Source organism: Proteus terrae (genome assembly GCF_003144325.1).
Classification (GTDB): domain Bacteria; phylum Pseudomonadota; class Gammaproteobacteria; order Enterobacterales; family Enterobacteriaceae; genus Proteus; species Proteus terrae.
Genome location: NZ_PENS01000019.1, coordinates 53,681 through 77,927, shown reverse-complemented (window position 1 = coordinate 77,927; position 24,247 = coordinate 53,681). Strand labels below are relative to the sequence as shown.

33 protein-coding genes are annotated in these 24,247 nt (G+C 40.8%); all 33 read right to left on the bottom strand.

Annotated elements, in window-relative coordinates:
- Positions 1–2,783: host specificity protein J (locus DK857_RS17430; protein ID WP_109402837.1), on the bottom strand; the 2,783-nt coding region annotated here is incomplete at its 3' end.
- Between the two features lie 19 nt (positions 2,784–2,802).
- Complete coding sequence (locus DK857_RS17425; protein ID WP_226905414.1) at positions 2,803–3,396, bottom strand: tail assembly protein; 594 nt, start codon at positions 3,394–3,396, stop codon at positions 2,803–2,805.
- A 56-nt stretch (positions 3,397–3,452) separates the two neighbouring features.
- The gene (locus DK857_RS17420) at positions 3,453–3,953 is read right to left on the bottom strand and encodes a hypothetical protein (protein ID WP_023582500.1); all 501 of its coding nucleotides are present in this window, start codon (positions 3,951–3,953) and stop codon (positions 3,453–3,455) included.
- Between the two features lie 90 nt (positions 3,954–4,043).
- The gene (locus DK857_RS17415; RefSeq protein ID WP_109402840.1) at positions 4,044–4,751 is read right to left on the bottom strand and encodes a C40 family peptidase; all 708 of its coding nucleotides are present in this window, start codon (positions 4,749–4,751) and stop codon (positions 4,044–4,046) included.
- A gap of 5 nt (positions 4,752–4,756) precedes the next feature.
- Positions 4,757–5,506 carry a phage minor tail protein L gene (locus DK857_RS17410; protein WP_109402836.1) on the bottom strand — a complete coding sequence of 250 codons (750 nt, stop codon included), beginning with the start codon at positions 5,504–5,506 and terminating at the stop codon, positions 4,757–4,759.
- On the bottom strand, positions 5,503–5,835 hold the full coding sequence (locus DK857_RS17405) for a phage tail protein (RefSeq protein WP_109402835.1): 333 nt from the start codon (positions 5,833–5,835) through the stop codon (positions 5,503–5,505). The genes DK857_RS17410 and DK857_RS17405 overlap by 4 nt, the downstream gene beginning before the upstream one ends.
- Positions 5,836–5,837: 2 nt before the next feature.
- Entirely contained in the window at positions 5,838–9,104 is a 3,267-nt protein-coding gene (locus DK857_RS17400) for a phage tail tape measure protein (RefSeq protein WP_109402834.1), read from the bottom strand.
- 19 nt (positions 9,105–9,123) lie between these two features.
- Positions 9,124–9,387: a phage tail assembly protein T gene (locus DK857_RS17395; protein ID WP_223672497.1), complete on the bottom strand. Its 264-nt coding sequence runs from the start codon at positions 9,385–9,387 to the stop codon at positions 9,124–9,126.
- A 41-nt stretch (positions 9,388–9,428) separates the two neighbouring features.
- Positions 9,429–9,809, bottom strand: a complete 381-nt coding sequence (locus DK857_RS17390; RefSeq protein WP_088495895.1) for a phage tail assembly chaperone — start codon at positions 9,807–9,809, stop codon at positions 9,429–9,431.
- Between the two features lie 2 nt (positions 9,810–9,811).
- Positions 9,812–10,279 (bottom strand): phage tail tube protein, encoded by a 468-nt coding sequence (locus tag DK857_RS17385; RefSeq protein WP_109402832.1) that lies wholly within the window; start codon positions 10,277–10,279, stop codon positions 9,812–9,814.
- 65 nt (positions 10,280–10,344) lie between these two features.
- Positions 10,345–10,680: a hypothetical protein gene (locus DK857_RS17380; RefSeq protein WP_109402831.1), complete on the bottom strand. Its 336-nt coding sequence runs from the start codon at positions 10,678–10,680 to the stop codon at positions 10,345–10,347.
- Positions 10,677–11,117: an HK97-gp10 family putative phage morphogenesis protein gene (locus DK857_RS17375; RefSeq protein ID WP_109402830.1), complete on the bottom strand. Its 441-nt coding sequence runs from the start codon at positions 11,115–11,117 to the stop codon at positions 10,677–10,679. The genes DK857_RS17380 and DK857_RS17375 overlap by 4 nt, the downstream gene beginning before the upstream one ends.
- Positions 11,114–11,437: a phage head closure protein gene (locus DK857_RS17370; RefSeq protein WP_109402829.1), complete on the bottom strand. Its 324-nt coding sequence runs from the start codon at positions 11,435–11,437 to the stop codon at positions 11,114–11,116. The genes DK857_RS17375 and DK857_RS17370 overlap by 4 nt, the downstream gene beginning before the upstream one ends.
- An 8-nt stretch (positions 11,438–11,445) precedes the next feature.
- Positions 11,446–11,748, bottom strand: coding sequence for a head-tail connector protein (locus DK857_RS17365; RefSeq protein ID WP_109402839.1), 303 nt, complete (start codon positions 11,746–11,748; stop codon positions 11,446–11,448).
- A gap of 85 nt (positions 11,749–11,833) precedes the next feature.
- Positions 11,834–13,060, bottom strand: a complete 1,227-nt coding sequence (locus DK857_RS17360; protein WP_109402838.1) for a phage major capsid protein — start codon at positions 13,058–13,060, stop codon at positions 11,834–11,836.
- Positions 13,061–13,075: 15 nt separating this feature from the next.
- On the bottom strand, positions 13,076–13,681 hold the full coding sequence (locus DK857_RS17355; protein WP_109402828.1) for an HK97 family phage prohead protease: 606 nt from the start codon (positions 13,679–13,681) through the stop codon (positions 13,076–13,078).
- Complete coding sequence (locus tag DK857_RS17350; RefSeq protein ID WP_109402827.1) at positions 13,671–14,900, bottom strand: phage portal protein; 1,230 nt, start codon at positions 14,898–14,900, stop codon at positions 13,671–13,673. Before DK857_RS17350 ends, DK857_RS17355 begins: the two co-directional genes overlap by 11 nt.
- Positions 14,890–15,051 (bottom strand): hypothetical protein, encoded by a 162-nt coding sequence (locus DK857_RS19285; protein WP_167394849.1) that lies wholly within the window; start codon positions 15,049–15,051, stop codon positions 14,890–14,892. Before DK857_RS19285 ends, DK857_RS17350 begins: the two co-directional genes overlap by 11 nt.
- Positions 15,048–16,778 (bottom strand): terminase large subunit, encoded by a 1,731-nt coding sequence (locus DK857_RS17345; protein ID WP_109402826.1) that lies wholly within the window; start codon positions 16,776–16,778, stop codon positions 15,048–15,050. Before DK857_RS17345 ends, DK857_RS19285 begins: the two co-directional genes overlap by 4 nt.
- 2 nt (positions 16,779–16,780) lie before the next feature.
- Entirely contained in the window at positions 16,781–17,239 is a 459-nt protein-coding gene (locus tag DK857_RS17340) for a phage terminase small subunit P27 family (RefSeq protein WP_017827278.1), read from the bottom strand.
- Positions 17,240–17,445: 206 nt separating this feature from the next.
- Positions 17,446–17,793: an HNH endonuclease gene (locus tag DK857_RS17335; RefSeq protein ID WP_109402825.1), complete on the bottom strand. Its 348-nt coding sequence runs from the start codon at positions 17,791–17,793 to the stop codon at positions 17,446–17,448.
- Positions 17,794–17,858: 65 nt separating this feature from the next.
- Positions 17,859–18,224, bottom strand: coding sequence for a hypothetical protein (locus tag DK857_RS17330; RefSeq protein WP_109402824.1), 366 nt, complete (start codon positions 18,222–18,224; stop codon positions 17,859–17,861).
- Positions 18,225–18,249: 25 nt separating this feature from the next.
- Positions 18,250–18,705: a lysis protein gene (locus tag DK857_RS17325; protein WP_109402823.1), complete on the bottom strand. Its 456-nt coding sequence runs from the start codon at positions 18,703–18,705 to the stop codon at positions 18,250–18,252.
- Entirely contained in the window at positions 18,702–19,121 is a 420-nt protein-coding gene (locus DK857_RS17320) for a structural protein (RefSeq protein ID WP_109402822.1), read from the bottom strand. Before DK857_RS17320 ends, DK857_RS17325 begins: the two co-directional genes overlap by 4 nt.
- Positions 19,099–19,398 carry a phage holin family protein gene (locus DK857_RS17315; RefSeq protein ID WP_109402821.1) on the bottom strand — a complete coding sequence of 100 codons (300 nt, stop codon included), beginning with the start codon at positions 19,396–19,398 and terminating at the stop codon, positions 19,099–19,101. The genes DK857_RS17320 and DK857_RS17315 overlap by 23 nt, the downstream gene beginning before the upstream one ends.
- Positions 19,395–19,784, bottom strand: coding sequence for a putative holin (locus DK857_RS17310; RefSeq protein ID WP_109373189.1), 390 nt, complete (start codon positions 19,782–19,784; stop codon positions 19,395–19,397). Before DK857_RS17310 ends, DK857_RS17315 begins: the two co-directional genes overlap by 4 nt.
- Positions 19,785–19,874: 90 nt before the next feature.
- On the bottom strand, positions 19,875–20,219 hold the full coding sequence (locus DK857_RS17305) for a hypothetical protein (RefSeq protein ID WP_109402820.1): 345 nt from the start codon (positions 20,217–20,219) through the stop codon (positions 19,875–19,877).
- 246 nt (positions 20,220–20,465) lie between these two features.
- A complete protein-coding gene (locus DK857_RS17300) occupies positions 20,466–20,798 on the bottom strand; it encodes a hypothetical protein (protein ID WP_109402819.1) in 333 nt (110 codons plus the stop codon).
- 174 nt (positions 20,799–20,972) lie between these two features.
- Positions 20,973–21,752 carry an antitermination protein gene (locus DK857_RS17295; RefSeq protein WP_109402818.1) on the bottom strand — a complete coding sequence of 260 codons (780 nt, stop codon included), beginning with the start codon at positions 21,750–21,752 and terminating at the stop codon, positions 20,973–20,975.
- Positions 21,753–21,779: 27 nt separating this feature from the next.
- A complete protein-coding gene (locus tag DK857_RS17290; protein ID WP_109402817.1) occupies positions 21,780–22,805 on the bottom strand; it encodes a DUF968 domain-containing protein in 1,026 nt (341 codons plus the stop codon).
- Positions 22,802–23,605 carry a KilA-N domain-containing protein gene (locus DK857_RS17285; RefSeq protein ID WP_109402816.1) on the bottom strand — a complete coding sequence of 268 codons (804 nt, stop codon included), beginning with the start codon at positions 23,603–23,605 and terminating at the stop codon, positions 22,802–22,804. Before DK857_RS17285 ends, DK857_RS17290 begins: the two co-directional genes overlap by 4 nt.
- Before the next feature lie 18 nt (positions 23,606–23,623).
- Positions 23,624–24,007 carry a RusA family crossover junction endodeoxyribonuclease gene (locus tag DK857_RS17280; protein WP_109373182.1) on the bottom strand — a complete coding sequence of 128 codons (384 nt, stop codon included), beginning with the start codon at positions 24,005–24,007 and terminating at the stop codon, positions 23,624–23,626.
- A 62-nt stretch (positions 24,008–24,069) separates the two neighbouring features.
- On the bottom strand, positions 24,070–24,246 hold the full coding sequence (locus DK857_RS17275) for a Lar family restriction alleviation protein (protein WP_109402815.1): 177 nt from the start codon (positions 24,244–24,246) through the stop codon (positions 24,070–24,072).
- Position 24,247 lies beyond the last annotated feature (1 nt).

The window sequence follows — 24,247 nt, the reverse complement described above, 5'->3', positions numbered from 1 at the left end:
TTAACCTCAGTACGTATTTCAGTAAAGCGCTGACCGATAGCCTCATCAAGATTGGTAATTGACGTTTGAGTCTCTTTAATTGCAGACGTGTTATCACCAACAGCGGAGTAAATTTCTTTGACTTCCTGCGCCCAGGCTTCGTTATCCGTTGCACGAACTTGCCATAGCTCGCGAATACCCGCTTGTGACTGACCGTGTTTCATTAACATACTGCGTGATAGTTGAGAATCAGCGTTACTAAGAAGAAGCGCCGTCTCAGCATTCCAATCCAAGCGTTCACTAAGTTGCTGACCGGCTTCAGATGACATGAAGTGTCCATCAAGCTCTGGCAATATCGTACCTACATCAAACTCCGATTCTCCCCGAATAAACTCAGTCCACTCAGATTGATTGCCTGTTTTATCCACCAGCCTTGCCTTAAAATAAAACGCTACACCTGCTGATAAACCTGCCATTTCATAGGTTTTAGATGGATAAGGAACATCAGATAACAGCATCAAACCTTCACCATCATTGGTTTTGCTGTACTGAATTTCAGTTTTTAATGTATCACTGGTGTTTTCACCAAATCCCCAGTCTAACTTAATGCCAAAGACTAATGGTGACGCTCTAAAGTTAACCGGTTTGGGTGGATTACCCATTTTGCCTGTTAACGTTTTTTCGTCAGAATACCCCCACCCGCTTGAGATCTCAGAAGCATTAATAGCTCGAACACGGACTAAATATCGACCGGCATAAACATTAGGAACCTCAATAGAGTTAATGGAGCTACGAGGCATATTGACCCAGTTACCTTCGTTTCTACGCCATTGCGCTTCATAAGAGATTGCGTTTTCAACTTGTGGCCACTGTGCTCGCATCGTTTCGATACTAACGCCTTGGCTGACGATTGAGTAAGAGTCGATGACAATATTTTTCGGGGCTTGTTGGTTATTAGGGGGAATAACACTAATGGGCCTTTCATCAATCAACACACCAGAATCAACATGTTCATATTTATTGGGATCATGCTGAATGGCGGTGATAGTAAATTGATTAGATTCATTTTCAGTGACACTGACAACCCGATATTGTTGCGCATACAGGTCTTCTGATTCGACAACCCAAACACATTCTGTCTCTGGTGTCTCACTGTACTCCGTTGTAACAGTGATCACCTTCCCTGATACTGTTTGTATCGTTCTTGCTTGCGATTGCCCTGAAGGAAGATTGAGAATTAAGCGATCACCACTCGCAGCACTTGAAACACGGTCTAACGTGATATTTCTGCCATCGATGGCACTCACTCGACCACCAGTGACTTTTCCTGACAACAGTTCATCAGCAACAGCGATAATGTAACCGGGTTGCGGAATGTTCCCATCTAACCCGACAGAGAATGTCACCATTCTGTCTTTATTGTTTGTCAGTATTCCCCAGCGCCCTTTTCTGTTGGCTTCACTTTGTCGGGTGCAACCAATTGCCGTAACCTCCAATTGATTAAACCCAAACCGAGAAACTAAATCAGGTTCAAACACTGGCTCCATTGCATCAGCATATCCATTTTGCGGATCTGAATACGAAACCAATGCAGTGGAATACTTTTCTTTACTGCTACTGCTTGAATAAATAAATTTGCCATCAATCACATTAGCTCGGGTATAGCTATAATCGATATCACGAGGCATATCCGCTAATGTCACAATCTGACCGCCCCCCCAATAGGTCATTCCTCGAAAGATGGCTGCAAAGTCACGTAACACGTTATACGCTTCATTTCTATCTTGCACATAAACATCACAGACATAACGAGGTTCTGTGCCGTCACCACCTTTCCCATCGGGTACCAATTGATCGCAATACTGCGCTATACGGTATAACTCCCATTTATCAATCTGTTGTTGATTTACTCGTTGTCCAAGACCAAATCTGTCGGAGATAACAATATCGTAGAAAACCCATGCGGGATTATTGGTCCATGCCCATTTGAAGGAACCATCCCACACACCCGCATAGGTGCGATCAATAGGATTGTAATTTGAGGGTACTCGGATTATGCGCCCTTTCGGTTTGCACGTTATTTGCGGAATAGAGCCGTTGAATTGTTTAGAGTCGAATTCAATATAAAGTAACGCTGTATGAGGATAGGTAAATTTAGCATCAATGACTTCAGTGTAACTTTGCAAAACAACCGTATCACCGATTTTACTGCTATTAGCATCATTAGAGACTTTTCTAACACGTAGTGACCATGATGTTTTCGACTCAGGTAAATCAATTCGATGCGCGCGCTCATAACCCGAAGTCGTTTTTCCTTTCACGGCACTATCAATAACGGTTTTCCAGCTACCACCATCAGTTTGTAAATCAATGGCATATTTAACTTCATTACCCACCAAATCCCCATTATCTTCTTGCTTGAATAATGAAGGCCACTTTAGACGAATCCGAATAGCCGATAATTGTGAATTAGTAAATGTATGAACCCACGGTGTTTTACTCGAAATCGTTGAGCCAACATTGATTTCATTTTCAGCGCTAGGTAATCCTTGAATGTAAGTCTGTGCTTGTGTTCCTGATCTAAAATCCCACGTTACGCCACTAAAATTTGCATTTCCTTCAGTGTCTTCTAACGGTGTGCCATCAAGAAAGATATTTTGTGCCGTTAACTCTCCGGCAAATTCTCCCTCACCCAATGCAATGAGTAACTTTGCTTTAGCAATAGATTGTAAATCATCAGGTTGCTCAACAGGCACACGAGGACTACCACCGCCCCCTTTTTGACCGTGAATTGTTTTTCTCATTAGATTATTCCAAATAGATTTATTGCTGATCTTCTACATAGATACCCGCTGAAATGATGGCACCACCAATAGTTCTTTCGCCATAAAGCACTGGCACAGGGTAACCTTGAGAAACAGTATTAGTAGGAGAGCCAAACGCATACGAAGGTTTGTTTTCACCCTGATCTTGCATTGCAAGACCTTTCGGTTGAGGTGAAAGCATTTGAATAACACCGCCGATAGCTACTGATGCGCCAACAGCAAATAAAAGGTTACTGGCCCATAATGCGGAACCCCAAGGTAGCCATATAGCTGCAGCAACAAGGACGGCACCAAAAATAGTCTGAAAAACACCCCCTCTTTTACTCCCCATCACAACCGGAACGATACGAATAATTTCTTCTGATATTGGAAAATTAAGATCATCAACACCAATATTCTTTTTCCCTTTAAATACAGCGTATGTTAATCCTCGTGATTTACTGGTATTTAAATACTGTTCAAATCCATTTAAGGTACAACAAAGTGCTCTGATTGCTTCTGATGTTGTCGTAATTATGCGCTGATGAGTTTTACCAAATGTTTTGCCTAATATTCCGCTTAACTCTATTGTTACCATTTTTTCTTCTTGCATAAAAACTCCATAAAAAAACCCGCTCTTGGCGGGTTATATTTAAGATGTTTGAATGATTAATGATTTACTTTATTTTCAAAATCTTCAGTAAATTTTGATCTTAATGATTCTGGAAAACCGTTTGTTATAGCGTTTATATCCATCTTATAAAATGCTATTAACTGTGCTCCGTTATATGTAGGTTTTGATTTTTTCATTTCTTCGACAAACTTAGTTACTGCTTCTTCATCAAATTTCAGTCCATCACTTCCTCTAATGACAAAATTAGAAGCAGACCATTTACCAATATCAAAAAATTCACTTTCAATTGATTGATTATTTATTTGTTGATTATTAGTAAGAGATGATTTACCTCCTCTAATTTCTTCAACAATAGCGCCACAGCCTGCAAAAATAGAGCCTATTAAAGTTAAAAAACAACCGATGGACATAGAAACTACTGCATTAGGAAATAATCTAACAGAATCATATTCCGTTTTAATATTCATTAATATTATCAATCCGATAATTATACTGATAACACCAATAGCAAATGTAAAAAAACCAAATTTTTTCATTATCACTCCATGTCAGTTTTTATAATTAAACGTGATCATGTTAATAATTTGATAATAAGAATGAAAGGCAAATATAGAAATAAATACTTTTTATTTAATTAATGATAAATGACGCAATATAATAATTGTTCTATCTCGCCAATAACCACCATAAGGAACTCGTTGACTTAATCGCCCATAAAGGTGATGCAATAACATGCCATCATCCAGAATAATACCGGCATGATTTGCAACATTGGATTGAACCTGCATAACAACCATATCGCCTGCTTGTGGTTCACCTTCTACTTTCACAAACCCCGCTTCTTGCCAATTATCCATATAGCGATCTTCACCTCGCTCCCACCATGGATAATCAACACGATAATCAGGTAATACAATATTATGTGTCTGCTTAAAATAACTCATTATTAGGCCCCAGCAATCTGTAAAACCCAGCACAAATGGACGACCAATAAGAGGAAGTTCGCCCCGAGGAAGAATTTCACGAAAATCCCCTTCGGGGTAACTGACAATATACCAAGGGATACCCAGTGCATCACATTGAGCCTGATCTAGCTCAGAAGGTTGAGTTGTGGCATCTGGATGACTATGAACAATACCAATAACGACGCCTTGGTCTTCACATAATGCATAGTCTTGAGGAGAAATAACGAAGTGTTCTTGAGGTATTGTAGCTACATTTACGCAAGGTAAATACGTTTTTACTCTGGATTTTTGTACGATAACGCCACATGCTTCTTTGGGATATTCCTTTTTTGCATGAGAAAATATCGCCTCTCGTATTTTCTTTTGCATCATTATTATTTCCGTAACAATGAGGTTCCGACAAAACCACCAAAAGGAAGAGGATTATTCTTACCGAATCGAGGCACACACCCCGTTTTCAATAAACCACTGCACTTATCTAGTGATGGATCGCCAACAGGATTACCCTGTTTATCAAAATAACCATTTTGTCCTGCATAATCACACCCATCTCCCGATTTATATTGCCCTCGTAAACACCACGTACACATTGAATGCAGCTGCCGAGTAGGTATCATCACACCTTGTAAATCCATTGGACTCGCCAGTGTAAATTCAACAAATTCATTTGTTTCTGCACTTTTACTATCAATATAAAAGACAGATACTCGCTCTTGGGTAGGATCTGCAGAAGCATTCCCATCACTAAAATTTTCTGCATCGAGATAATGAGAAAGGGTATCGTGAATAATCACTTTTGCTTTCAACATATCATCATAATGCAGACATAATGCGGTTATTGAGCTATCTAGGTTAGCCACTGACAATTTAGGATTAGCACTAGATCCCGTTGTAGAGGACTCTAACCCTTCTATTTGAACTGGCCATGCTCCATATTCATTCCCTTGCCACCAAATGGACTTAGCCTCTATTTCTCCTTTAGCCTTTTGCATCTCCTCTTCCGTGATGGGAATATTGTATGCATGGAATCTCAGAATATTAGGAACACCAAATTCTGTACCATCAACTTCAAAAAGCCGGACAGTATTGCCCGGCTCTAATTTTTGATAATCGGCTGTGATCATGATTTAAATGCCTGAATAAAAACCAAAGAAAGGGTGTAATTTCCTGCACCGTTCGGAATGAGTTTGTGTTCATCACAACGATACAATCCAAGTGGCTCAAGAGGCGGTTTCCAGAAAAATGACTTTATTCCTGCGTGTTTATCAATAAAGTGACGAATAGCTGAAATGTAATCTTCATCACCCACAAACTCCATTGACCATTTCTGACTGCGTGAATTTAAACCATTACCAGAAACTTGTTCATAACCATCCCCAAACTTGACTTTCCTTATGTTGTAAGAGACATCTTCAGTCGGATTTACACGCGGACACCAAGTGAATGTTTCCATTTTTAACGGCCTCCTCGAGTTGCATTCCAAATTAAACCACCCGGCCTAATATCTTTGGACATTAACTCTCGGTAACGGCTATCAACAAATCGGCCAATCTCCGCACCAAACTGCTCGAACCCATTCGTCGATTGAGTTTCTGAATTACCATTACCGTCAATGGTAATGTAAACCTGTGGTGCTGAAGTAGTGCCCTGATTATTACCACCAACAACTCTAACCCCTAAGTTGCCATCTGCAGTTCGAGTTAATGGCATTATAGCCTCACTCCCTGCTTCGCCCATGAGTCCGAGATTAGGCGCGCCCCCCTTAGCGAAGGCAAAATAAGTAGGTGAGCTAACGATTTGATTACTATAAGAACCAAGGCTTTCTGAACTATGTACCCCACCTTTAGCGTGGGCAACACCACCTAAAAATCCACCAACAGCGCCCATCCAACCACCAGCACCTGCCATTGTATTCAGGCTATTCACTATTGCCGCATTAATGAGTACATTCTGAATAGATTTCAACACGCTAACAGACCAATCTTTCCAGCTGGCTTTATTACCATTTAATTTATCGCTAATAGTATCAACCATTCCTCCCATTGCATTTTGAACAACAGAAGCTGTTTGAGTAGCGTAGTTACCGCTTTCTTGAACCCAATCTTTCATTCCACGTGTTATACCTGCAGTCCAGTCAGATTCAGCGAGCGCTATATTTCGATACTTAAGATCTAATGCATCTAATGCTTTAGATCTGGCTTCAATATCTTCTGTTTTCTTTGCAGATTCATTGTAGATACGGTCTATTTGCTGGCTTTCTTCAAAGTAGCTTTTTTCTCGCGAACTCATGTTATTGGTTTGAGCCGCTAACGTAGCTTCATCGTTAAATTTGACTGTGGCTTCTTGCAGTTTTTTGCGAGCATCTTCCATATCACGATGCTTTTTCACGGCATCATCTGCTTTTTGTGTCCATTCTGCGAGAGCGACAGATGAGCGTTCAATCGCTTCTCTTTGCTTATCAGTCCATTTAGCCCCATTTTCATGTGATGCCGCATAAAGAGAGGCGGCTTTTTCGCCTTGTGAAGCCCTAACCTTCTGAACCTCTGTTGCCACACTTAAATCAGCTATCTTCCGCTCATATTGTTCTGCGGTTCTTTCAGCTTCTTTTTGCGCTTTTTCATAGGCGCTTTGTGTTGCCTTTCCTGTTTTAAGAGATTCATTTAGCTTTTCTCTATTTTGAAAAGCTGTCACTAGGTTATTAATATATTTCTGGCGATTTTCGGCATGCTCTGGCGTGTTGGTTAACCCCACATCATCGGCAGAAAATTCGGCCTGTTTAATAACTCTAGCTTCACCCGTTAATGAAGAGAGAATTTTATCTCGCTCAGAGTTATTTATTAGCGTCTGCTGTTTATCATCTAGTGGTGCATTAGGAATACGCATAGGAATATTGACTAATGCCTGCCGAGTAGCGAGCATGTTGTTACCAATATTCATGATCTGATTGAACTTCGTTTGCTCAGCATTCATAAACAACAAGGCTTGATGAGCTTTGTTTTGCTCTGAAGCCTGTTGTCGAATTAAGAATACTCGTTGTTCTTCAATGTTTTTTAATGCAGACTGAATTCCCGTCGATTTCTCTTGCATTTGAATGAGGCGTTCTTTTTCTGCTGCAAGATCTTTTTCAGCTTCAGCTAATTGATTAACAACATCAGCTTCACTAGTTAGATGATTTATCATGAAATCACCCATCTTAGGCCCAGGTGATGCAAGCATCTGCTGGTAACCTCTAATTTGTTTCTCTAGATCATCAACTTTACCTTTTTGCTCTGTAACCAGCCTATTTTGTTCAGTGAGTGAATCGTTCGTTTTATCGTAATTGTCAGATACATCAGGAAGAGACATCTTTCTTAAATTCTCTTGTACCTGATTAATAGTTTCGGCATATTCACGAGCAGAACGCCTCGCTTCCTCTTGATTCTGATACATAATGTACCAAGCAGAAGCACCTGCCATAACGAGTCCGGGTATCCCACCTATTAGCCCCATGGCACCACTCATTAATCGAGATCCTGTCGATGTGATTCGATTAAGATTCTCTTGAGCAGTGCGCCTTGCTGATATATTTCGATTTAATGTTGCCTGCGCGGAAGCTAATCGACGTTCAGCTAATGCTTGTTGCTCGGCACTTTGTGCCGCTAACCTTGCCTGTTGAGCACGATAGACTGCCGCCCTTGCTCTAGCCGTTGATATTTTGATACCTTGCAATTGAGCTTGAGCATGTGCTATTTCACTTTTTGTTGCACGCGCAACCCCAATGGTTGCATTCGCCACACTCGTTGTTAACCCACCAAAATAACGAGCCAACCCCAAACCAATTAACACACCAGAAACAGAGGCTATACCATCAATATTGTTAGCGATCCCCTCCATTGCGGTTGATAGTGTGCGAGTAGCACCTGATGTTTCATTAACATTGCCGATCCATGCCATGAACGCATTTTCAATCTTCTGCGCAGACCCACTTACCGTAGCTGGTAATTGCTCAAACTCGGCTCGTAACTGTTGCGTATTTGTCAGGATAGGAATAATTTTATCCATCGTGAGTAGTCCACTTTGCGACATTTCACGCAGGCCACCAATCGTCGTTCCCATACCATCAGCCAGCATTTTTGCTAATCGCCCACCATTTTCCATAACGGCATTAAATTCTTCACCGCGAAGAACACCCGAGCCTAATGCTTGACTTAGCTGTGTAATAACAGAACTGGTTTCTTCAGCACTGGCACCAGAGAGCTTTAATGAAGTTGCAATGGTTTCGGTGACTTTCGCAACATCGCTTGAAGCATAACCCGCATCACGCATGGATTGTGCAACACGGCTGTATAGATTCGTATTCGCTGCAATCGATGTGCCCGTTCTTTGGCTCAGCGTCATTAACTCTTGCTGTGCTTGCTTAAAATCTTCCATCGACGTAGACGCTAATTTTAATCGACCGCTGAGTTGACTCCATACGTCTGCATAATTGATAAGTTGCTGTGTTGCAAAAGCCCCTGCAAATGCACCCGCAACGCCTGATACAGTATTTTTAATGGATGACAACTCACCATTTAGATCATGGATAGCACGTTGCATTTCACGAGATGCGCCACTGGCGCGTCGTCCGCCTTGCTCAATGATCCGATAATAGTTTTCTCCCATACGCGAAGCCCGCGCTATTTCAGATTGAAACGAGGAAGAATTAGCAGAAATTTTAATAATCAGTTCACGCAGTTTTGCCATTTTATCCTCGCAAAAATAATTAATTTTCTGAAATAGACTGAAAGAAATTCTCTAACCCATTAGAACTATCATCATTTTCTTGTGTTGCTTTGGGATCCCACCGTAAAAGCACATCAGAAAGCGTGCATTTACCGCCTTGAGAGTGATAAATGGAAGAAACGATATGTGCTGTTTGAATATCACTACGAATATCACCGATGGGATTAATGCGATCAAAAGCCATCCACATCCGAAGTTCACTCAAGCTCATTTGGCGAGTGAGTTCGTCAAGAGTGCGCCCCATGCGGAGCGCCAATGTCATTAAAAAGAAAGTATCAGGCTGGGCTACTTTTTTTCTGCATCATCAACCGAAATAGTTAAATCGAGCGCTTGTTTTAATAAACGAGAATGCACAGGGCCATAAATAGCCATCACATCGTTGATGTCTGATTCATCAAAAACGACATCCCCGTTTTCATCACGCAACACATCAATAAACATCACAACATCGGCACGTAAATTACGTTGTGCAATTTCAATGTCAGATAACGAATGTTCATCTTCAGCATTATCATGATGAATAATTTCACGCCACTTCATCCATGCAGGTGATGACGGTTCACGAAGCATGACAACCGCATTTTCCCATTCAGCAACATTCACTTTCTTTGTGCGAAAAGCATTCTTTTCACTTAAAGCCAGTGACTTTAATGACGGTTTTTTCATGGTTATTCGCTACCTTTATTTAAATTAACAGTCCCGTTTTTAATCGGCTTAGATTTACCTTTTAAACGTAGGGTAAATGAAGCGGAAACCACACCTGAAGTAGAAACACTCCAACTATTTTGACGCACTTCGGCTAAAAAGGCATAGCCAATACCCGAAGGGAACTCCACTTTAAATGCATGAACTTCATCATTTTCATACGCGGTACGTAATGTTTCTTGCCCTTCATCATCGGTGAAATTACCATTAATGGTGAGCTCTGCAGGTGCGGATAATCCATTGGTAACTTCTTGCTCCTCAGAGCAGAGTGTGGTGACATCAATATCTGATTTCTGCCCACCGGTATAACTGATTTCTTTTGTTGAACAAGAAACCCCTAAAAATACCGCATCAGCTGGGTTAATTTCAGTGGCTGGTAATTTCGAGACACTGATTTTAGTGCCTTGTGTTTTTTCATATTTACTAGACATAATCATTTCCTATTGGCATAAAAAAACCACCCGAAGGTGGCTTTAGTGTTAATAATAAGACGATGCTATTGCCAAACTTGGCACTCAAATGTTGCTCTAAACAATCCTGTATCAGGCTCGTAGCCTTGCTTTTCTGAAATTTCAACAGGGCTTAATTTTGTTAATGCATTAGCAAATAACAAGCGAAGCGTTCTTGCCTTATCAATCGTATCGGCATACACATCAACCTGAATATTCGTCATCGTTTCTGCCTGCCCCTTCAGTACATCGCCTTTGACATCGTACAAAGAAAATACACACCAAGGCACTGTTATTGCAGGGCTTGATTGTGGGGCAACATACGGAAAAACTTTATCAGGTAATACGGGTGATAAAATTGCGTAGATATCAGCCTCAGTCATTTTCCTAGTGCCTCATCAATCGCTCTATTTAATTCGTTGATGGCTAAATTAGCAGCCTGATCGGATTCACGATCAAAAGTGGGGCGTATAAAAGGCCTTGGCGCCATTTTAGAAGTCCCCTCTTCAAGGAAGCGCCAATAAAAGGCATTATTAGGATGACCACTTTTCATAGAGGTATCACTGTTTGTGCCTGATGCGTTACTCCCTCGAACATAAACGCCCGAAGAAACCTCACCTTTATTGCGCATTCTGTGGTTACGGGTCACTATATTTCGTGCTAATTTTCCCGTCTTTCGTGGTGCAGACGTTCTGATTTCATCACGTAATAACGTTGCAGCCGCATTTGTTGCTTTTCGCATCGCTTGATGACTTTCAGCTCGACTTAAAACATCCAGCTCTCTTGATAAGTCGAGTAGATCGGAGAAATCCAAATTCATGGTTGTTTAACTCCCTGTTTGCATAGTAATTCTAATCGAGTCAATTTCTCATCAGGAATGACTGACTGAATGTCATAAATTTGCTCACGCCAAACCATTCTGCAGGTACTGTTAATATCGGGTCGATAACGCATCCACACTCTAACAGTAACCTCTGACATTTCAGCATTAGCGGATATCAACTCACGACCAGAAAGATGCTTCACTTCGCTCCACGTTGTCGCAATATCAATCCATTTATTTTGAGGCTGCCCTGATGGTAACCGCTCTGATATATACTTTTGAAAAGTAACACGATGTCGAAGCTTACCTATTTTCATAACACACCTTATAAATTGATATAACGGTAAGGATCGAGTAGTGCATAGAATGCTGACGGTATTGATGCATTCTCTCTATATTCATAGAAATAGCTCACTGCAATCATTAACGCCAATTCAATGTCAGAGGTAATAATTAAACCGTCAGGGTCATTTTTAGGTACATCGTTTTCGTATAATGTACGATTGATATAGGTTTCCGCTCGTTTTTTAGATGCCCCAAGATATTGTATTAATAACTCATCCTCTAACGCATAATCATCATCAATACGGCATTGCCGCTTCAATTTTTCCAGTGTGGGTAGTGGCATAAATCCCCCAATACCTGCGACCATCCTGATCGCAGGCACAAAAAAACCGCAATTAAGCGGTGACTGTTTTATCACTTGCTAATACTTATTTCGTGCTACTGGCACCTTTACCTACTAATGCCTTAATAGCAGAAGTATCTTCAAGCACACAATCGAAGCGATGGAAAGCTAAGAACGCAGTTTGGTCATATTCAGCATAACGTTCAACTAAACGCTTCAATGTCATGTAAGTAACACGACGTAAAATGAAACGATCAAAATCACCACAGAAGATGAATTTTTTACCCGATTCCATTTTATCAATAGCCTGATCAACCACATATTGCATACCCAAGATAGTCGAAGGAGCAACACCAGCAATCGATGGCAACCATAGTGGGCGCTTTTGTGCATCCTCCATTTCTTTCAGGTTTTTTAATGTGTCATCGTTGAACGCCAAACGGAACTTAGGCCCGTTTCGGTAAGCTGGGTCTAATGCATGTTGTAATGCGTTAATGTCTTTCCACCCAAACGTTGCTGACGCATCAATCGTACCAGTGACGGAGACATCCAAACCCTTCGGTTGTAGTGGTGAGCCTGTCCCCGTACCCTTAACTAAATACTTAGCTTCACCTCGACCAATGCGCTGAGCAATACGTGAAGCCAGATACGCTTGAATATCCACACCACTGTCTTGCAATAATTCATTGGAAATACGAATAATTTTTGATGTGAGTTTTTTAGCCCCTAAAATGGCAGTACCAAACTCAACATCTTGTTCACCTGCTGCGGTATTTTCGCCCAACAATTCCCCTTCTTCATTAGTACCATCAGATGTTGACCAGGTAATATCTTGACCTGTTGAAGTTGTTAAGATTTGAGCCACACTTGCAATACCGCCATAGGCTTTCATTTGGTCAACAATTTTATTTAACATCTGAGTAGGAACGGTATAACCGCCTTTCTCATCAGGCGAAGTGCCTTGCGCACGAAGCTCTTTTACCGCTTGACGCTCTTCGGCGGTCAACTCGCCAAAACCACAGCGAAGAAAACGGTCAAAGGCATGATTACGTCGTTCTGCCTGCTCTGTTTCAGGGTTGTTCTGTTGCTGGCCACGTTGCTCTTGCTCGTTGTCATCAACTAAGTTTTGATCCAATGAACGTAACTGTTCTTCACGCTGAATTTGTGCGTCTAAATTTTCAAGTTCAGTTTGCGCTTGATTCCATTGAGTGCGTTGTTCTTCTGTCATCACACCATCACCCACTTTTTCGTGAATGGCGCGCATATCAATCGCAATAGTGTTACGTTTTTGTTTTAATTCATGAAGCTTCATGGTCATAGTATTACCTTATGCATTGAGTAAAGTCATAAGACGCTCACGCGCCAATTTTTGATTAATTGCTTTTTGGAGATCGCCACTGTCTCTGGCTTCTTTCCATGCATTCATTGAACGAACCGCAGAGTCTGCGTCTTGATACGCCGGATAGGTGACAGGGCTAACATCATAGAGTCGAGAAAATCGTGTTATTTCACGAATAACGACGCCATCATCATCTTGGTACCAGTCTTCACCATCCCGCGCGACACGAAAGGCAAACGAGCTTTGATTGATATCGCCACGTTGCATGGGGGCCAGCACTAAATCACGAATAGTTTGTGTGTCTGGCGCCGTAATGTCGTAAACAAGCCCACGTTCATTAACGCTTAATGACAACGTTCCCGCGGTTGTTCGCCCTAAGATATAATTCGGATCGTGATTAAATAACCCGCGAACATCATCATTGAGCACATCGTCAAACGCACCCGGTTTAATAATTTCACGAAATCCATAAATCAGTTCGGATCGCGAGTCGAAAACAGAGCCTAAACCAACGATATGTGTCGGTTTATTTTCTTCTCCCGCTTCTGCCCGAACCTCACCGACATAACATCGTGTTTCTTTTTCACTGCTCATCGTTATCCCCTTTCGGTTCTTCTGTTTTTCCCCCTGCGGACTGAGTGGCATTCACACTGACCAACATCTCATCAAGACCATCAACAGGATTCATGTCCTCAAAGGCACGCGCCTCATTACGGCTCATCCAACCATCCGTAATGGCAAAGTGATAGAAATCAGCACGTTCTTTTGGTGTTCCACGTAATAAACCCGCTAAATTAAATCGCACATAAAAGCCGGCTGTTCGCTCTTGTCGAGTAAACAAGCGTCGATTTAATTCCTGCTCCCAGTTCACTACCCACGGCATGATGGTATGCCGTACAAATTGGATGGATTGTTCTGAAATGTTTGAGTAAGTGGCTTTTTCGAGGTCGTTAATCATGTGAGCTGGCACATTGAAGATCCCTGCAATCATTGAACGGTTAAGTTTTAACATATCAATCAATTGAGCATCGACAGGAGAAACCGTCAGTGCCTTGTAATCCAAATCAGCAGGTAACAACATGGTCTTATTTTCTTGGCTTCGTAACATACGAGAGGCTTGTTGCCACATGTCTTTCAGTCTGGCCCAGCCGTCTTTCTGTAAATCACCCTTCACTGAGACGATACCTGCCGGACGAGCATTACCACCGAAAAACGAACTTGTGTATTTCTGCCCGGACATACCCATGCCGATGGTTTCCGCATGTTGAATGATTGGGCTGATCCCCATTCTTTGATTATTCCCTAACGCCCGAATATGGATCATGTCATCGGGACTAATGGCAAAATTACCCAATTCGTTATAAACGCCATACGTATATCGACCACCAGTATTAAGCAGTGTCGTTTCCCACGGCATACAAGCTTCTAAATTTGTCACCTCGCCTTTTCGGTTACGAATAACTTGCGTATAACCATTTCCCCAACCCAACACATGACGCTCTTTTGTTTCACGCCATTTATAGCTGGTTTGCCACTCGTTAGGTTCATCATGAACTAAATAAAACAAAGGATGATCACGCGCAGTTTCTACCCTATTACCCGACTTTCGCATTACATGCAGTGGCATCTGGGCAATAGACGATGAAAGCACATAAATACAGGCATAGACTGCTGCTAATTTCATGGATGTTTCAGGGCTAACATATACATCAGCCGTAAATAATCCGTCATTATCAATAGAGTCAGCCGTAATCGGTGTGTTAGGGTTCTCTAAACTGGGTGATTCATTGCGAAATAAAGCATCAATTAGCACGCTTCCCCCTCATTGCTACCACTAATGCATAAACTACCAGCACTGAACCGCCAATCATTAATGTATTGGGGAGCCCATAATTTAGATAACAGCCTGCCATCACCGCACTGAAACCAACTAATGCAGTGATATCGAGAAATAAGTTTTTCATAGGAATAAAAGGTCTTCGTTAGGATCTAAGGAGGAAAGGAAGTCACTTGGTTCATTAAGCATCGCACGACCAACTGCCATCATGATTGAAACAGCACCGTCAATTTTGTTTTCATTGCCATCTTTTATTGGTCTAACAACATCATCACTACCTGGTAAATATTTACCGACCACATTCTGAAAACACCATGTCATAATAGGATTACCATCATGATGAAAGCGACCTGAAGCTAAAGCAGCTTCTATTTCCTTCATGGGATCACTCATATTTGTATAATTTTGAGTAATAGAAATAGGCTCCAATCCTTCATCTTGCAGTCGGTGAGATAATGCCACCGCACCAGATGGGTCAATTGGGCTGGAAACAATACTAAAATGCTCTCTTAATTTTAAGATAGATTCTTCAATCAAACGGTAGTCAACCTCTGCACCATCACTTGGAATTAATGCTTTTTGATTCACAAAACTTTGATACCGTTCTGCGGTCCTCAGCTTGTCACTATCGGTTGAATAAATTGTATCTTCTGGTGCAAAAAATAATGGAGATACGGAAAAGTAATGTTTTTTACCGCCAATCTCTCGCATAAAAATAGGCGCTACGCAGTTCAAATCCAACTTTGTTGCTAGGTCAATCCCCAAATAAACATCTTCACCATAGAAATCCTCGAGTTTTAGACTCTTATTTTCAGCTTTACGCCAATGCTCCATGTTGTAGAACGCTGATTTTGCAGAAACCCAAATATTGAAATGTTTAGTCTTTATCTGGTTTGTTTGCCTTGGTGTTGTTATACCAAGTTCTTGTTTTGCTAAAAGGTAATCGTACTTTACCGACACATCGCAATTTGGGTTAGACTTAATAATGGCTTCTGGTAATTTCCAATCATCGTCTTTATCTATGGTATAAATAATGCCAAAAATCTGCTCATTTGCCCCGCCAGTACGAATACCTTCAAGAATTTCAGTGACCTGAACTCGCTTATCGTAACAAGGACTTTGAATATCAAATCCTGCCGTTGTGATAATGAGCGTTAATGGCTGTTCTCGCGCCCCCATCCCTGTGGTCATTGTTGTATATAAAGCATCCGTTGGGTGCTCATGATATTCGTCAATAATCGCACAGGTTGGGTTGTCACCATCGCCGGGGTCTCCGATTAAAGGAGCAAATAAAGAACCATCGTGGCGGGTCATTTTCTCTGCCCATGGTTTGATTTGAAATCGTTTCCTCAGTGAGGGTAATTTCTTAACCATGGCTAAAGCTGGCTCAAATACCTTCCACGCTTGCTTTTCTGTTGTGGCACCACAGTACACTTCTGCACCATATTCACCATCAGCACAAAACATGTAATTTCCAACGGCTGCAGCAATCAATGATTTACCATTTTTACGCGGTACCTCAACATACATTTCAGTGAAGCGACGGTTGCCACATTTCTTTTTTACCCACCCAAAAACTACGCAGAAAATAAAAAGTTGCCACGGTTCTAGTGTGATCCGTAATTTACGCTTTGCCCACTCTCCCTTAGTGTGGGGCATAAGTTGAGCAAATCGACAAAAGCGCTCTGCCTTATCTTTATCAAAACGATATGGCCAATCTTTTTCTTTCGCTTTTTGGAGATCATCTAAGTGACGTTGGCAGGATTGTTTAACATAAATACATGATGAAATTTTTCCGCTAACAATATCTCTAGCGTATTGGTTTGCAGCATTGACGCTCGGATAAGTAGCCATAATTAAAACTCATCAAATTCGTTCTCATCATTATTCTGTTCACTAGGCCCTGTCATTCTCATTCGGCTAAGTGGATCCAACCCAAGCAATGAACCTAAACGAGCGATTTGTGAAACACTGTCATTACGAACGGCGACAGCAGGGTGTTTTTTTAATCCACCAGAGCCACTCATTTCAGTAATACCACCACTTTCCAAATCTAATTTAGCTTGTTTTAAAATAACCTTCTCTGCTGTAAGCATGAGTTCGAAAGCGTTGCAATACGCAACTAGAAGAGGAGCATCTTCAAGTTCAAATGTTCCACGTTCAATCAAAATTTTACTTTGTGTCTTCCAGAGTTTTATTGCTGACTCACCCATCAATTCTGCAGGTGGGGCAATCCTTGTCATACTACTCTTAGAATTTTTAGCCGGTAAATTTTTATTCCGGCCACCACCAGATGCACGGATACCGGCTGCCATTTATCCTCCTAAAAATGTTAAAAAGTTTCGAAAAAAATAATCCTTATTTCGCGTCTGTAAAAATTGACTTAAGGGGGCGGTCCTAGGTGGCGAAGGTGGTAGGGATTTTACCCACCCCTCCTCCCTGTGCATTATAATTTCAATGTGAAATTAAATATTTTTATAACTTTATTTAATTGTTATATATCAACACATTAGTTTTAATATTAGATTCTTTCTTTTGCGGTCTTAGTTCTGTGGCATGAAATACATAACGACTGCAGGCTCTCCTCTGCATCGGTACCCCCATGTGCTTTAGCAATGATATGGTCAACTGTTTTGGCTTCAGTGGCTCGTCCTGCTCTTAAGCACTCTTGACACAGATACTTATCCCGCTTGAGTATACGAGCTCGTAGTTTATCCCATTGGGTACCATAACCACGTTGATGACGAGACTTACCACGCTGGTGGGTTTCCCATCCTAGGTTTTGATGGTCTTCACAGTAACCGTTACGTTCTGTTGTTGTCTTGGCGCATCCCTGTTTACGACATGCGCGAGGTATGCGAGGTGGCATGTGATCTCCTGTAATCTAAAGAGGCGAATGACCCTCATTGATTTTAAAGACGGGATTTCTCCCCTTTACTTCTGACTGCACCATGTTCGATTAATAGCGTCAGACCATGCCTGTTGATCTGCCTGTCTTAATCTAATGAGTTCAGCTATATCATTATCTTGTCGATCCGCTCGCATACGTAAATCTGCTAGTTGAGCATTGATGTCTAGTTCTGACTTATTACTGACAAGCACACCTTTGAATTCAGCAGAATTAATAAAGGCATCTTTAATAAAGAATTCACCAGAAGACTGAAAGAAGAATGGTGGGATTGATTTAGGCTTCACGCCTACATCTTGCATCAGTTGCTTGATGCGAGTGAGTTGCTCTTCTAACTTATCTAAGTCACTTGTATCTACTGAGACTTTTAATTGAATAGTGTTATCTGACATATCTATCTCCAACAAAAAAGCCCCGCTATTGAGCGAGGCATTCAGTGTTAATGTAATCTTGTAGCCCTAAGATTATTTGCTCTGATTCTGTAATTCGCTCTCTGAGTAACCAATAATTTCTGATAGCGGTGTCAGTAGGTCGGGCGGTGGTTGCATCATCCATACTGGTGGCGGGATTGCTGGCGCTCTTTGGACACTCGGCTTTGATGTACACCCGCTCAGGATTACGCTCGCTAATATCACGCAACTGATCAATTTCTTTTTTTGCATTAGAAAGCTCCTGCTGATGAACACTATCGAGTTTATTTAACTTATCAATGCGCTCTTTATAATTACTATTAATATTAATTTGCTCTGACAAATCCTTACTGAGTGATTCATTCTCGTTACTTAGCGTTTTTATTTTTGCATTCGATAAACTTAATGCCATTAATAAAGCACTTAAAAATATGAGAAAAAACCATGGGATATATTTGCTCATAGCAATAACCAAGCATCGTCAAAGACTTTATCTGCGTAAGGCTGATAGCCTAACTCAACACCCACGATTGCTTTTGCTAAAGAGATAGCAACCTGTTTTGATTCAGTATCTATCTTGTCATTAATACCAACACCAATCTCTTTTGATGTGCGAGTGATATAACCATTAGTATTATTTTCAACTGGCGGTGCATACTTATTAATAATTGCTGATACTGAGTTCAAACCATATTTACGTTGATATGTTTGAGTTAGTTTATAAATTGCTCTGATGCCATACTCAGGCGACTCAAAGACACAGAATCGAGGGTTAGGCACTCCAGTTTCAATACCGACCAAACCTTTCCATTTATTACGTGGGTTATAGTCAATGTTGCCGGGGTTATTATTACGTTCACCGCGAGCCATCTTTGCCATGTCTAACACCTCTGAATATTTGCATTATGTTTCCGCGACTCAATAAAATGAGTATGCATAACGATAAATTGATACCGACCTCAAATGGGTCAGCATGAGAATAATCATCTGTTAAGATCCGCAATGGTACCGAACCCAATAAGATGATTAATACCCACGCAATGAGTGACGCCCCAAATTTATATTGAGCGCCATTACGTCGATAATTAATGAGTCGAATGACTGCGAGTAAACAAGAAAAGAAATTGATGTAAATCCAAAACATTGAGATGGTCATCTGCCACCTCCTCTGAATTTATCTATCAGATTATTAATAAACTTATTTATTCCGTCAGTCATTGCACCAGGTTTTGATATTGAGACCAAAACACCCACCAGCCCCGCTGACGAAAACATTGCTCCTACTGACTTATCGACATCACGACCACCGGTTATATCGCTAAGAATACCTGACATAAAATCAGCACCATAAATACCAATAAGAAAAGCAACAGCAAAATAAGTCCAACGCTTTAATAGACGAATATCATGAGCAGATAAAACAAAAATAACTGCTCCTGCAAACGCCCCAATAACAACGCCAGCATCCATACCAGCAAACAGGCCCACAATTGAAACGCCCGCTAGCGATGCTGTTGTAGTGCCCGTTAACGGCTCATTCATGTGTGTAGTCCTGTTATTTAGTTAAAAAGGTGCAGACACACAGCTCTTGTGTGAAATGATTAGTGTGTGATTGATACTGTGGTCTGCGTATTAGGAAAGGATAATCCTGGCGAAATTGACTCCACCGAGCTCATTTAGTTGTTCATAGAGAAATAGCTTCTTGCACGTTCTGTGCTGGTAGACTTTGTTATCGTATTTTTTAAATAATTTAGTGTTTCTCAAAATAGAGAGAAAATAATTAATATTGTAGCCATGGAGGATCACATCAATATAACCATTCCCGTGTTTAACGCATTCACCAGATCCTGCCATTTGAAATATTTTTTTAGCCGCTTTATATGTACTGGCTTTTTTACCAGCTCTTTCAATAATCGCTTTTCTTCGCTCCTCGGCTATATACCGATCATTGATTGCCTTTAAATTATTAATCGTCATATCAGCCTCAAAACGAAAAAAGACCGCCTAAGCGATCTTCAAAACGAGTTGTTCGGAATAACCGAATATGTGAACTATCCGGTAATTCCGGATGGTTGAACTTGTAAGTAATCCTTACAGGTTGTAGATAACAAAAAACCCCGCCGAAGCGAGGTCTTGAATTCATTTAGTGTGAATGTTTATAAAAACCCCACTATTTATGAACGATAAGACAATTCTATGCAAAAAGCAAATTACCTTTATCCATTACTTTCCAATATTGGTTTCAAATACCCATGCACCATTAATTTCCCCTATTGCTTTAATTTTTACACCCTCTAAAAATGCGGAAAAAATAAAGATAGAGTGAGGAAGCCAGCCTAGATTAAGTATTCGTTCAAATTCTGACTTTAAATCATATGAATTTTTTTTGTTGTAGTTTTTTAATTTATTCCTACTAGCTATTAATTTTCTACAAGGTTCTATTAATTCCTCTCTCTTTTGAATATCAACAACTAATGACTCAAAATCAGTAAACAGATCTATTGGGCTATAAATATTCCATAATCTTTCAAGATCTTTTGCATAAGAATTTTTCATAAAAACCCTTCAGTTTGTTAGTAATAAAAAATCAATATAGCCTCATATAAATCAAATTGCTACACTTTAAAAATATGCTTGACAGATTAAAGGCAATGCTTATTTTTTATACAAAAACATAACAAATAGTTACATTAAAATTTAATAAACCTAAGCCATCACCTTTTATCATATTTACTTTGTAACTTTACTAAATATTTTTTCTGCAACATTCTCTTCAGTAAAACATTTGCTAATTAACTTCTCATAGAACGGTTTCCAGTTACGAGACCATGTAGATTGTGTTAATTCAGGCACTATATGTTTTATCGCTTGATATGCTACTGACGAAGGCATCCTTTTATATCCGCGACCAGCACAACGATGGCATTCTTTAAATACAGGCACTCCCTGTAATTCTGTTTGCACCTCATCCAAGACTTGGCCACGCCCATTACAACGGCACCGATGTGTAATAATTCCTTTTCCTCCACATGTTTGGCATTTATCACCAACCAATTCATTTTTAATCACTGGCTCTGTAATCACTTCGCCATTCGATTTTGTAATACCGGGATATTTAATAACGTCTTTGTGGTTATAAATAAGCTTTCTGCCTTTGCAGTTAGGGCATTCACACACTGAACCTGCTGAACGAGAGTAATCTTCAAACGCCATTTTCGATAATATGACCAAACAGTAACCCAGTTTATTGCCCGCCGATTTGGCCACCAATTTGGGGGTTACTTTAAGTGCATATTGCGTTAACTGCTCTACGGTGCTGAACTTATCTTTTTCACTCACGTCATTCTTAGCAAAAAAAGCAGACACACCAAACTTAGCACGCTGTTCTGTCATACAAAGCGCACCTGCAGTATCCATTCCTTTCATTCTATTGGGATCTGTGCAGTTTGGTGTATCGGTGATCATCGGTGACTTTGGATAAAATTGTTTTAATGCTGACTCTAATTTCATGCTAATACTCCTCGTGCCGTACACACGTTAAATAAATGCACCGATGCCCAATGAACGGTTTAAAAAATGAAATAACAATTCGATTTGATTGCCGTGAGTGGCTTCCCATTGTTTTGGGTCTCGATGTAACTCGTTATGATGAATGCGACATAATGGAATAGTAAATAAGTCATGAGCTTTCGTTCCCATGCCTCCCATACCATGACCTATGATGTGATGCGGATCATCAGCCTGTTGCCCACACACGAAACACGGTTGAGTTTTTACCCATTGCAACCATTGGGTATTTTCCCAACGTTGCATTTTAGGTTTCAGTAGAAATGACGCTGGTGGCTCTGGTTCAATATCAACTTTAATAACCGGCTTTATCGCATCTAAACGCTCATTCATTGCTGATAATGCTGTTACGTTGCTTGGGATAATGTCAGCTTCAGGAAAACCACCATGAACTTTGCGTTCCTCTTGTTTATCTGACCAATTTAAAATCTGACGCAATATCGCTTCTGGCAATTCATCAACCAAGTTATGCATCACTGCGAATGAGAAAAAATCAGGTACTGTCAGCTGGTGGTCACTATCTAATCTCAAACGACTACGAATAGTATCTAACATCCAATTGATACGGTTTTCATGAGCCATCTCAGCAATCCAACCCGCCGATGAATGCCGAATATGGTTATCATGATGCCAGCAAGTGCGGATCACGCCAGCCTCGTGAAAGGTCGTCACTAACTCATGGTGATGATAATTATCTTCATCGTTATCAATCTGACAGTATTTGATATTACTAATAACCCACGAATCCATCGGTGCCACTTTATCAATGGCGTGGATCACTTTTTTGCTATTGAGAAATTGGACGATGTGCTTATTGCTTAAAATTGGCTGTTCATCGCCAGTTAATGCTCCCGACGGAAGAACATCTAAACTTTTAGGCACATCACTAATAATCACGCGGTGATGCTTTTTAAATTGTGCGAGTAATTCAGCGCCAGGCTTAAGCAACACAACACCAAGTTCTGGCTGAATATAAGGCGTTAATAATAATTTCATGCGCTCACCTGTTTATTCAACATCACCATACGGATCAACTCATCCGTTTTACTCTCAAAGAAGTGCGGTTGGGTTTCACGAGGATTATTAGGGCTGGTCATGTTTTTCCCAAACTGACAACCTCTTGCCGTAACAGACCAAAATTCTTTAGTTTTGTTAGCAGTTTTCGTGCTTGGACGTGATAAGCGTTCAACAATGCCAAGATCGGCTAATCGTTTATAGGCCTGTCGTGCTGAAATAGGTAAGTTGTGTTTGTTGATCAGCGTTGATAATGCAACTGTTGGACGACTGGAACCATCCATAGAGCCACTTGGCGCATCAATCGCATAAACAGGCGCTAACTCAGGTAAGCCCGCCATTGCTTGTAATTTTTGATAAGCACCTAACTTTGATGAATTCGAGAAGTTTAAACTTTTAGACATCGATTCCAGTAGTATCACACCCGCCTGCACTTTATCACTGAGTTTCTCTTGGTGCTGTTGTGTCACTAAGGCATCAAATGTGCGGATCACTTTTAAATGAAAAGAAGCACTGATCCACATTGCGTAGGCATACACTAATTCTTTGCAAACATAGGTGCCTTGATTATATCCACCAGCCACAGTGACAATAGGCGCTCCTGTGATCTCAGGAGCGGTCGAAATTTCATCAATTAACTCTTTAGTTTGGGCCAGTGAACTCCAATTTGATGGTTGGTGTCGTTTTTCACCACCCGATACTCGATGTAAATCATTTAAACAATAACGACCGGCTACATCTCTACGAACCTGAAAACCATCAATAACAATTAATCCATTCATGCTATTTCTCTCCACGTTTTACTCGTGACCGTACATCACGTTATTAAATGAGCGGATAGTGATTTCTAACTTTCCACCCTTTACGACTTCCATTAGCATCACATCCATGTGCTTCACTTGCTGATCATCTTCCCAAACACCCGCATGTGTTAATGCATCAAACGGGGCTTTTAAAAAGTTATCAATATCTCTGCGCTGTTTTGTGGGCGGGTATAAGCGAACCAGGACAGAGACATTTTCTTTAATCGCTTTGGGTTTTCGTTTTAACTGCTCATACACAGACGCAATTGTGTTAATTCGAAACTTACGCCCTTTTTCACTGATCAGCGTTCTGCCTTTAATGTTTCTCCAATATGAGTTCACGCTGGGTGGAAATGGCAAAGTGAGCATTAATTCAGGCATAAGTACCCCACAGCCCAATCAGTAATGTCACAACGAACCAAAAACCAACGAACAACATGTATTTAGTTAGCATCGTTTACACTCCTTTTATCCCAAGCCTTCAATGCACCATCAGCGTCATTAGCAATAGGGCCTCTTGCTCCACATTTCTGACAGCGAGTGAATGTATTGATCATCACCTGCATGACTTCTAATTTATTAGAGTTACAAAACGGGCAGTGTTTATTGCTATTTTTCATA

Excerpts from the sequence above, each read along its gene's own strand:
- DK857_RS17405 (WP_109402835.1), bottom strand. The coding sequence starts at position 5,835 with ATGGAAACATTCACTTGGTGTCCGCGTGTAAATCCGACTGAAGATGTC.
- DK857_RS17340 (WP_017827278.1), bottom strand. The coding sequence starts at position 17,239 with ATGGCAGCCGGTATCCGTGCATCTGGTGGTGGCCGGAATAAAAATTTA.
- DK857_RS19285 (WP_167394849.1), bottom strand. The coding sequence starts at position 15,051 with ATGAAAAACTTATTTCTCGATATCACTGCATTAGTTGGTTTCAGTGCG.
- DK857_RS17425 (WP_226905414.1), bottom strand. The coding sequence starts at position 3,396 with ATGCAAGAAGAAAAAATGGTAACAATAGAGTTAAGCGGAATATTAGGC.
- DK857_RS17375 (WP_109402830.1), bottom strand. The coding sequence starts at position 11,117 with ATGAATTTGGATTTCTCCGATCTACTCGACTTATCAAGAGAGCTGGAT.
- DK857_RS17280 (WP_109373182.1), bottom strand. The coding sequence starts at position 24,007 with ATGCCTGAATTAATGCTCACTTTGCCATTTCCACCCAGCGTGAACTCA.
- DK857_RS17320 (WP_109402822.1), bottom strand. The coding sequence starts at position 19,121 with ATGGCAAAGATGGCTCGCGGTGAACGTAATAATAACCCCGGCAACATT.
- DK857_RS17275 (WP_109402815.1), bottom strand. The coding sequence starts at position 24,246 with ATGAAAAATAGCAATAAACACTGCCCGTTTTGTAACTCTAATAAATTA.
- DK857_RS17365 (WP_109402839.1), bottom strand. The coding sequence starts at position 11,748 with ATGCCACTACCCACACTGGAAAAATTGAAGCGGCAATGCCGTATTGAT.
- DK857_RS17390 (WP_088495895.1), bottom strand. The coding sequence starts at position 9,809 with ATGAAAAAACCGTCATTAAAGTCACTGGCTTTAAGTGAAAAGAATGCT.
- DK857_RS17335 (WP_109402825.1), bottom strand. The coding sequence starts at position 17,793 with ATGCCACCTCGCATACCTCGCGCATGTCGTAAACAGGGATGCGCCAAG.
- DK857_RS17415 (WP_109402840.1), bottom strand. The coding sequence starts at position 4,751 with ATGCAAAAGAAAATACGAGAGGCGATATTTTCTCATGCAAAAAAGGAA.
- DK857_RS17385 (WP_109402832.1), bottom strand. The coding sequence starts at position 10,279 with ATGTCTAGTAAATATGAAAAAACACAAGGCACTAAAATCAGTGTCTCG.
- DK857_RS17395 (WP_223672497.1), bottom strand. The coding sequence starts at position 9,387 with ATGGGGCGCACTCTTGACGAACTCACTCGCCAAATGAGCTTGAGTGAA.
- DK857_RS17310 (WP_109373189.1), bottom strand. The coding sequence starts at position 19,784 with ATGAATGAGCCGTTAACGGGCACTACAACAGCATCGCTAGCGGGCGTT.
- DK857_RS17355 (WP_109402828.1), bottom strand. The coding sequence starts at position 13,681 with ATGAGCAGTGAAAAAGAAACACGATGTTATGTCGGTGAGGTTCGGGCA.
- DK857_RS17295 (WP_109402818.1), bottom strand. The coding sequence starts at position 21,752 with ATGAAATTAGAGTCAGCATTAAAACAATTTTATCCAAAGTCACCGATG.
- DK857_RS17325 (WP_109402823.1), bottom strand. The coding sequence starts at position 18,705 with ATGAGCAAATATATCCCATGGTTTTTTCTCATATTTTTAAGTGCTTTA.
- DK857_RS17345 (WP_109402826.1), bottom strand. The coding sequence starts at position 16,778 with ATGGCTACTTATCCGAGCGTCAATGCTGCAAACCAATACGCTAGAGAT.
- DK857_RS17285 (WP_109402816.1), bottom strand. The coding sequence starts at position 23,605 with ATGAATGGATTAATTGTTATTGATGGTTTTCAGGTTCGTAGAGATGTA.
- DK857_RS17360 (WP_109402838.1), bottom strand. The coding sequence starts at position 13,060 with ATGAAGCTTCATGAATTAAAACAAAAACGTAACACTATTGCGATTGAT.
- DK857_RS17420 (WP_023582500.1), bottom strand. The coding sequence starts at position 3,953 with ATGAAAAAATTTGGTTTTTTTACATTTGCTATTGGTGTTATCAGTATA.
- DK857_RS17410 (WP_109402836.1), bottom strand. The coding sequence starts at position 5,506 with ATGATCACAGCCGATTATCAAAAATTAGAGCCGGGCAATACTGTCCGG.
- DK857_RS17315 (WP_109402821.1), bottom strand. The coding sequence starts at position 19,398 with ATGACCATCTCAATGTTTTGGATTTACATCAATTTCTTTTCTTGTTTA.
- DK857_RS17300 (WP_109402819.1), bottom strand. The coding sequence starts at position 20,798 with ATGAAAAATTCTTATGCAAAAGATCTTGAAAGATTATGGAATATTTAT.
- DK857_RS17330 (WP_109402824.1), bottom strand. The coding sequence starts at position 18,224 with ATGTCAGATAACACTATTCAATTAAAAGTCTCAGTAGATACAAGTGAC.
- DK857_RS17305 (WP_109402820.1), bottom strand. The coding sequence starts at position 20,219 with ATGACGATTAATAATTTAAAGGCAATCAATGATCGGTATATAGCCGAG.
- DK857_RS17290 (WP_109402817.1), bottom strand. The coding sequence starts at position 22,805 with ATGAAATTATTATTAACGCCTTATATTCAGCCAGAACTTGGTGTTGTG.
- DK857_RS17400 (WP_109402834.1), bottom strand. The coding sequence starts at position 9,104 with ATGGCAAAACTGCGTGAACTGATTATTAAAATTTCTGCTAATTCTTCC.
- DK857_RS17380 (WP_109402831.1), bottom strand. The coding sequence starts at position 10,680 with ATGACTGAGGCTGATATCTACGCAATTTTATCACCCGTATTACCTGAT.
- DK857_RS17370 (WP_109402829.1), bottom strand. The coding sequence starts at position 11,437 with ATGAAAATAGGTAAGCTTCGACATCGTGTTACTTTTCAAAAGTATATA.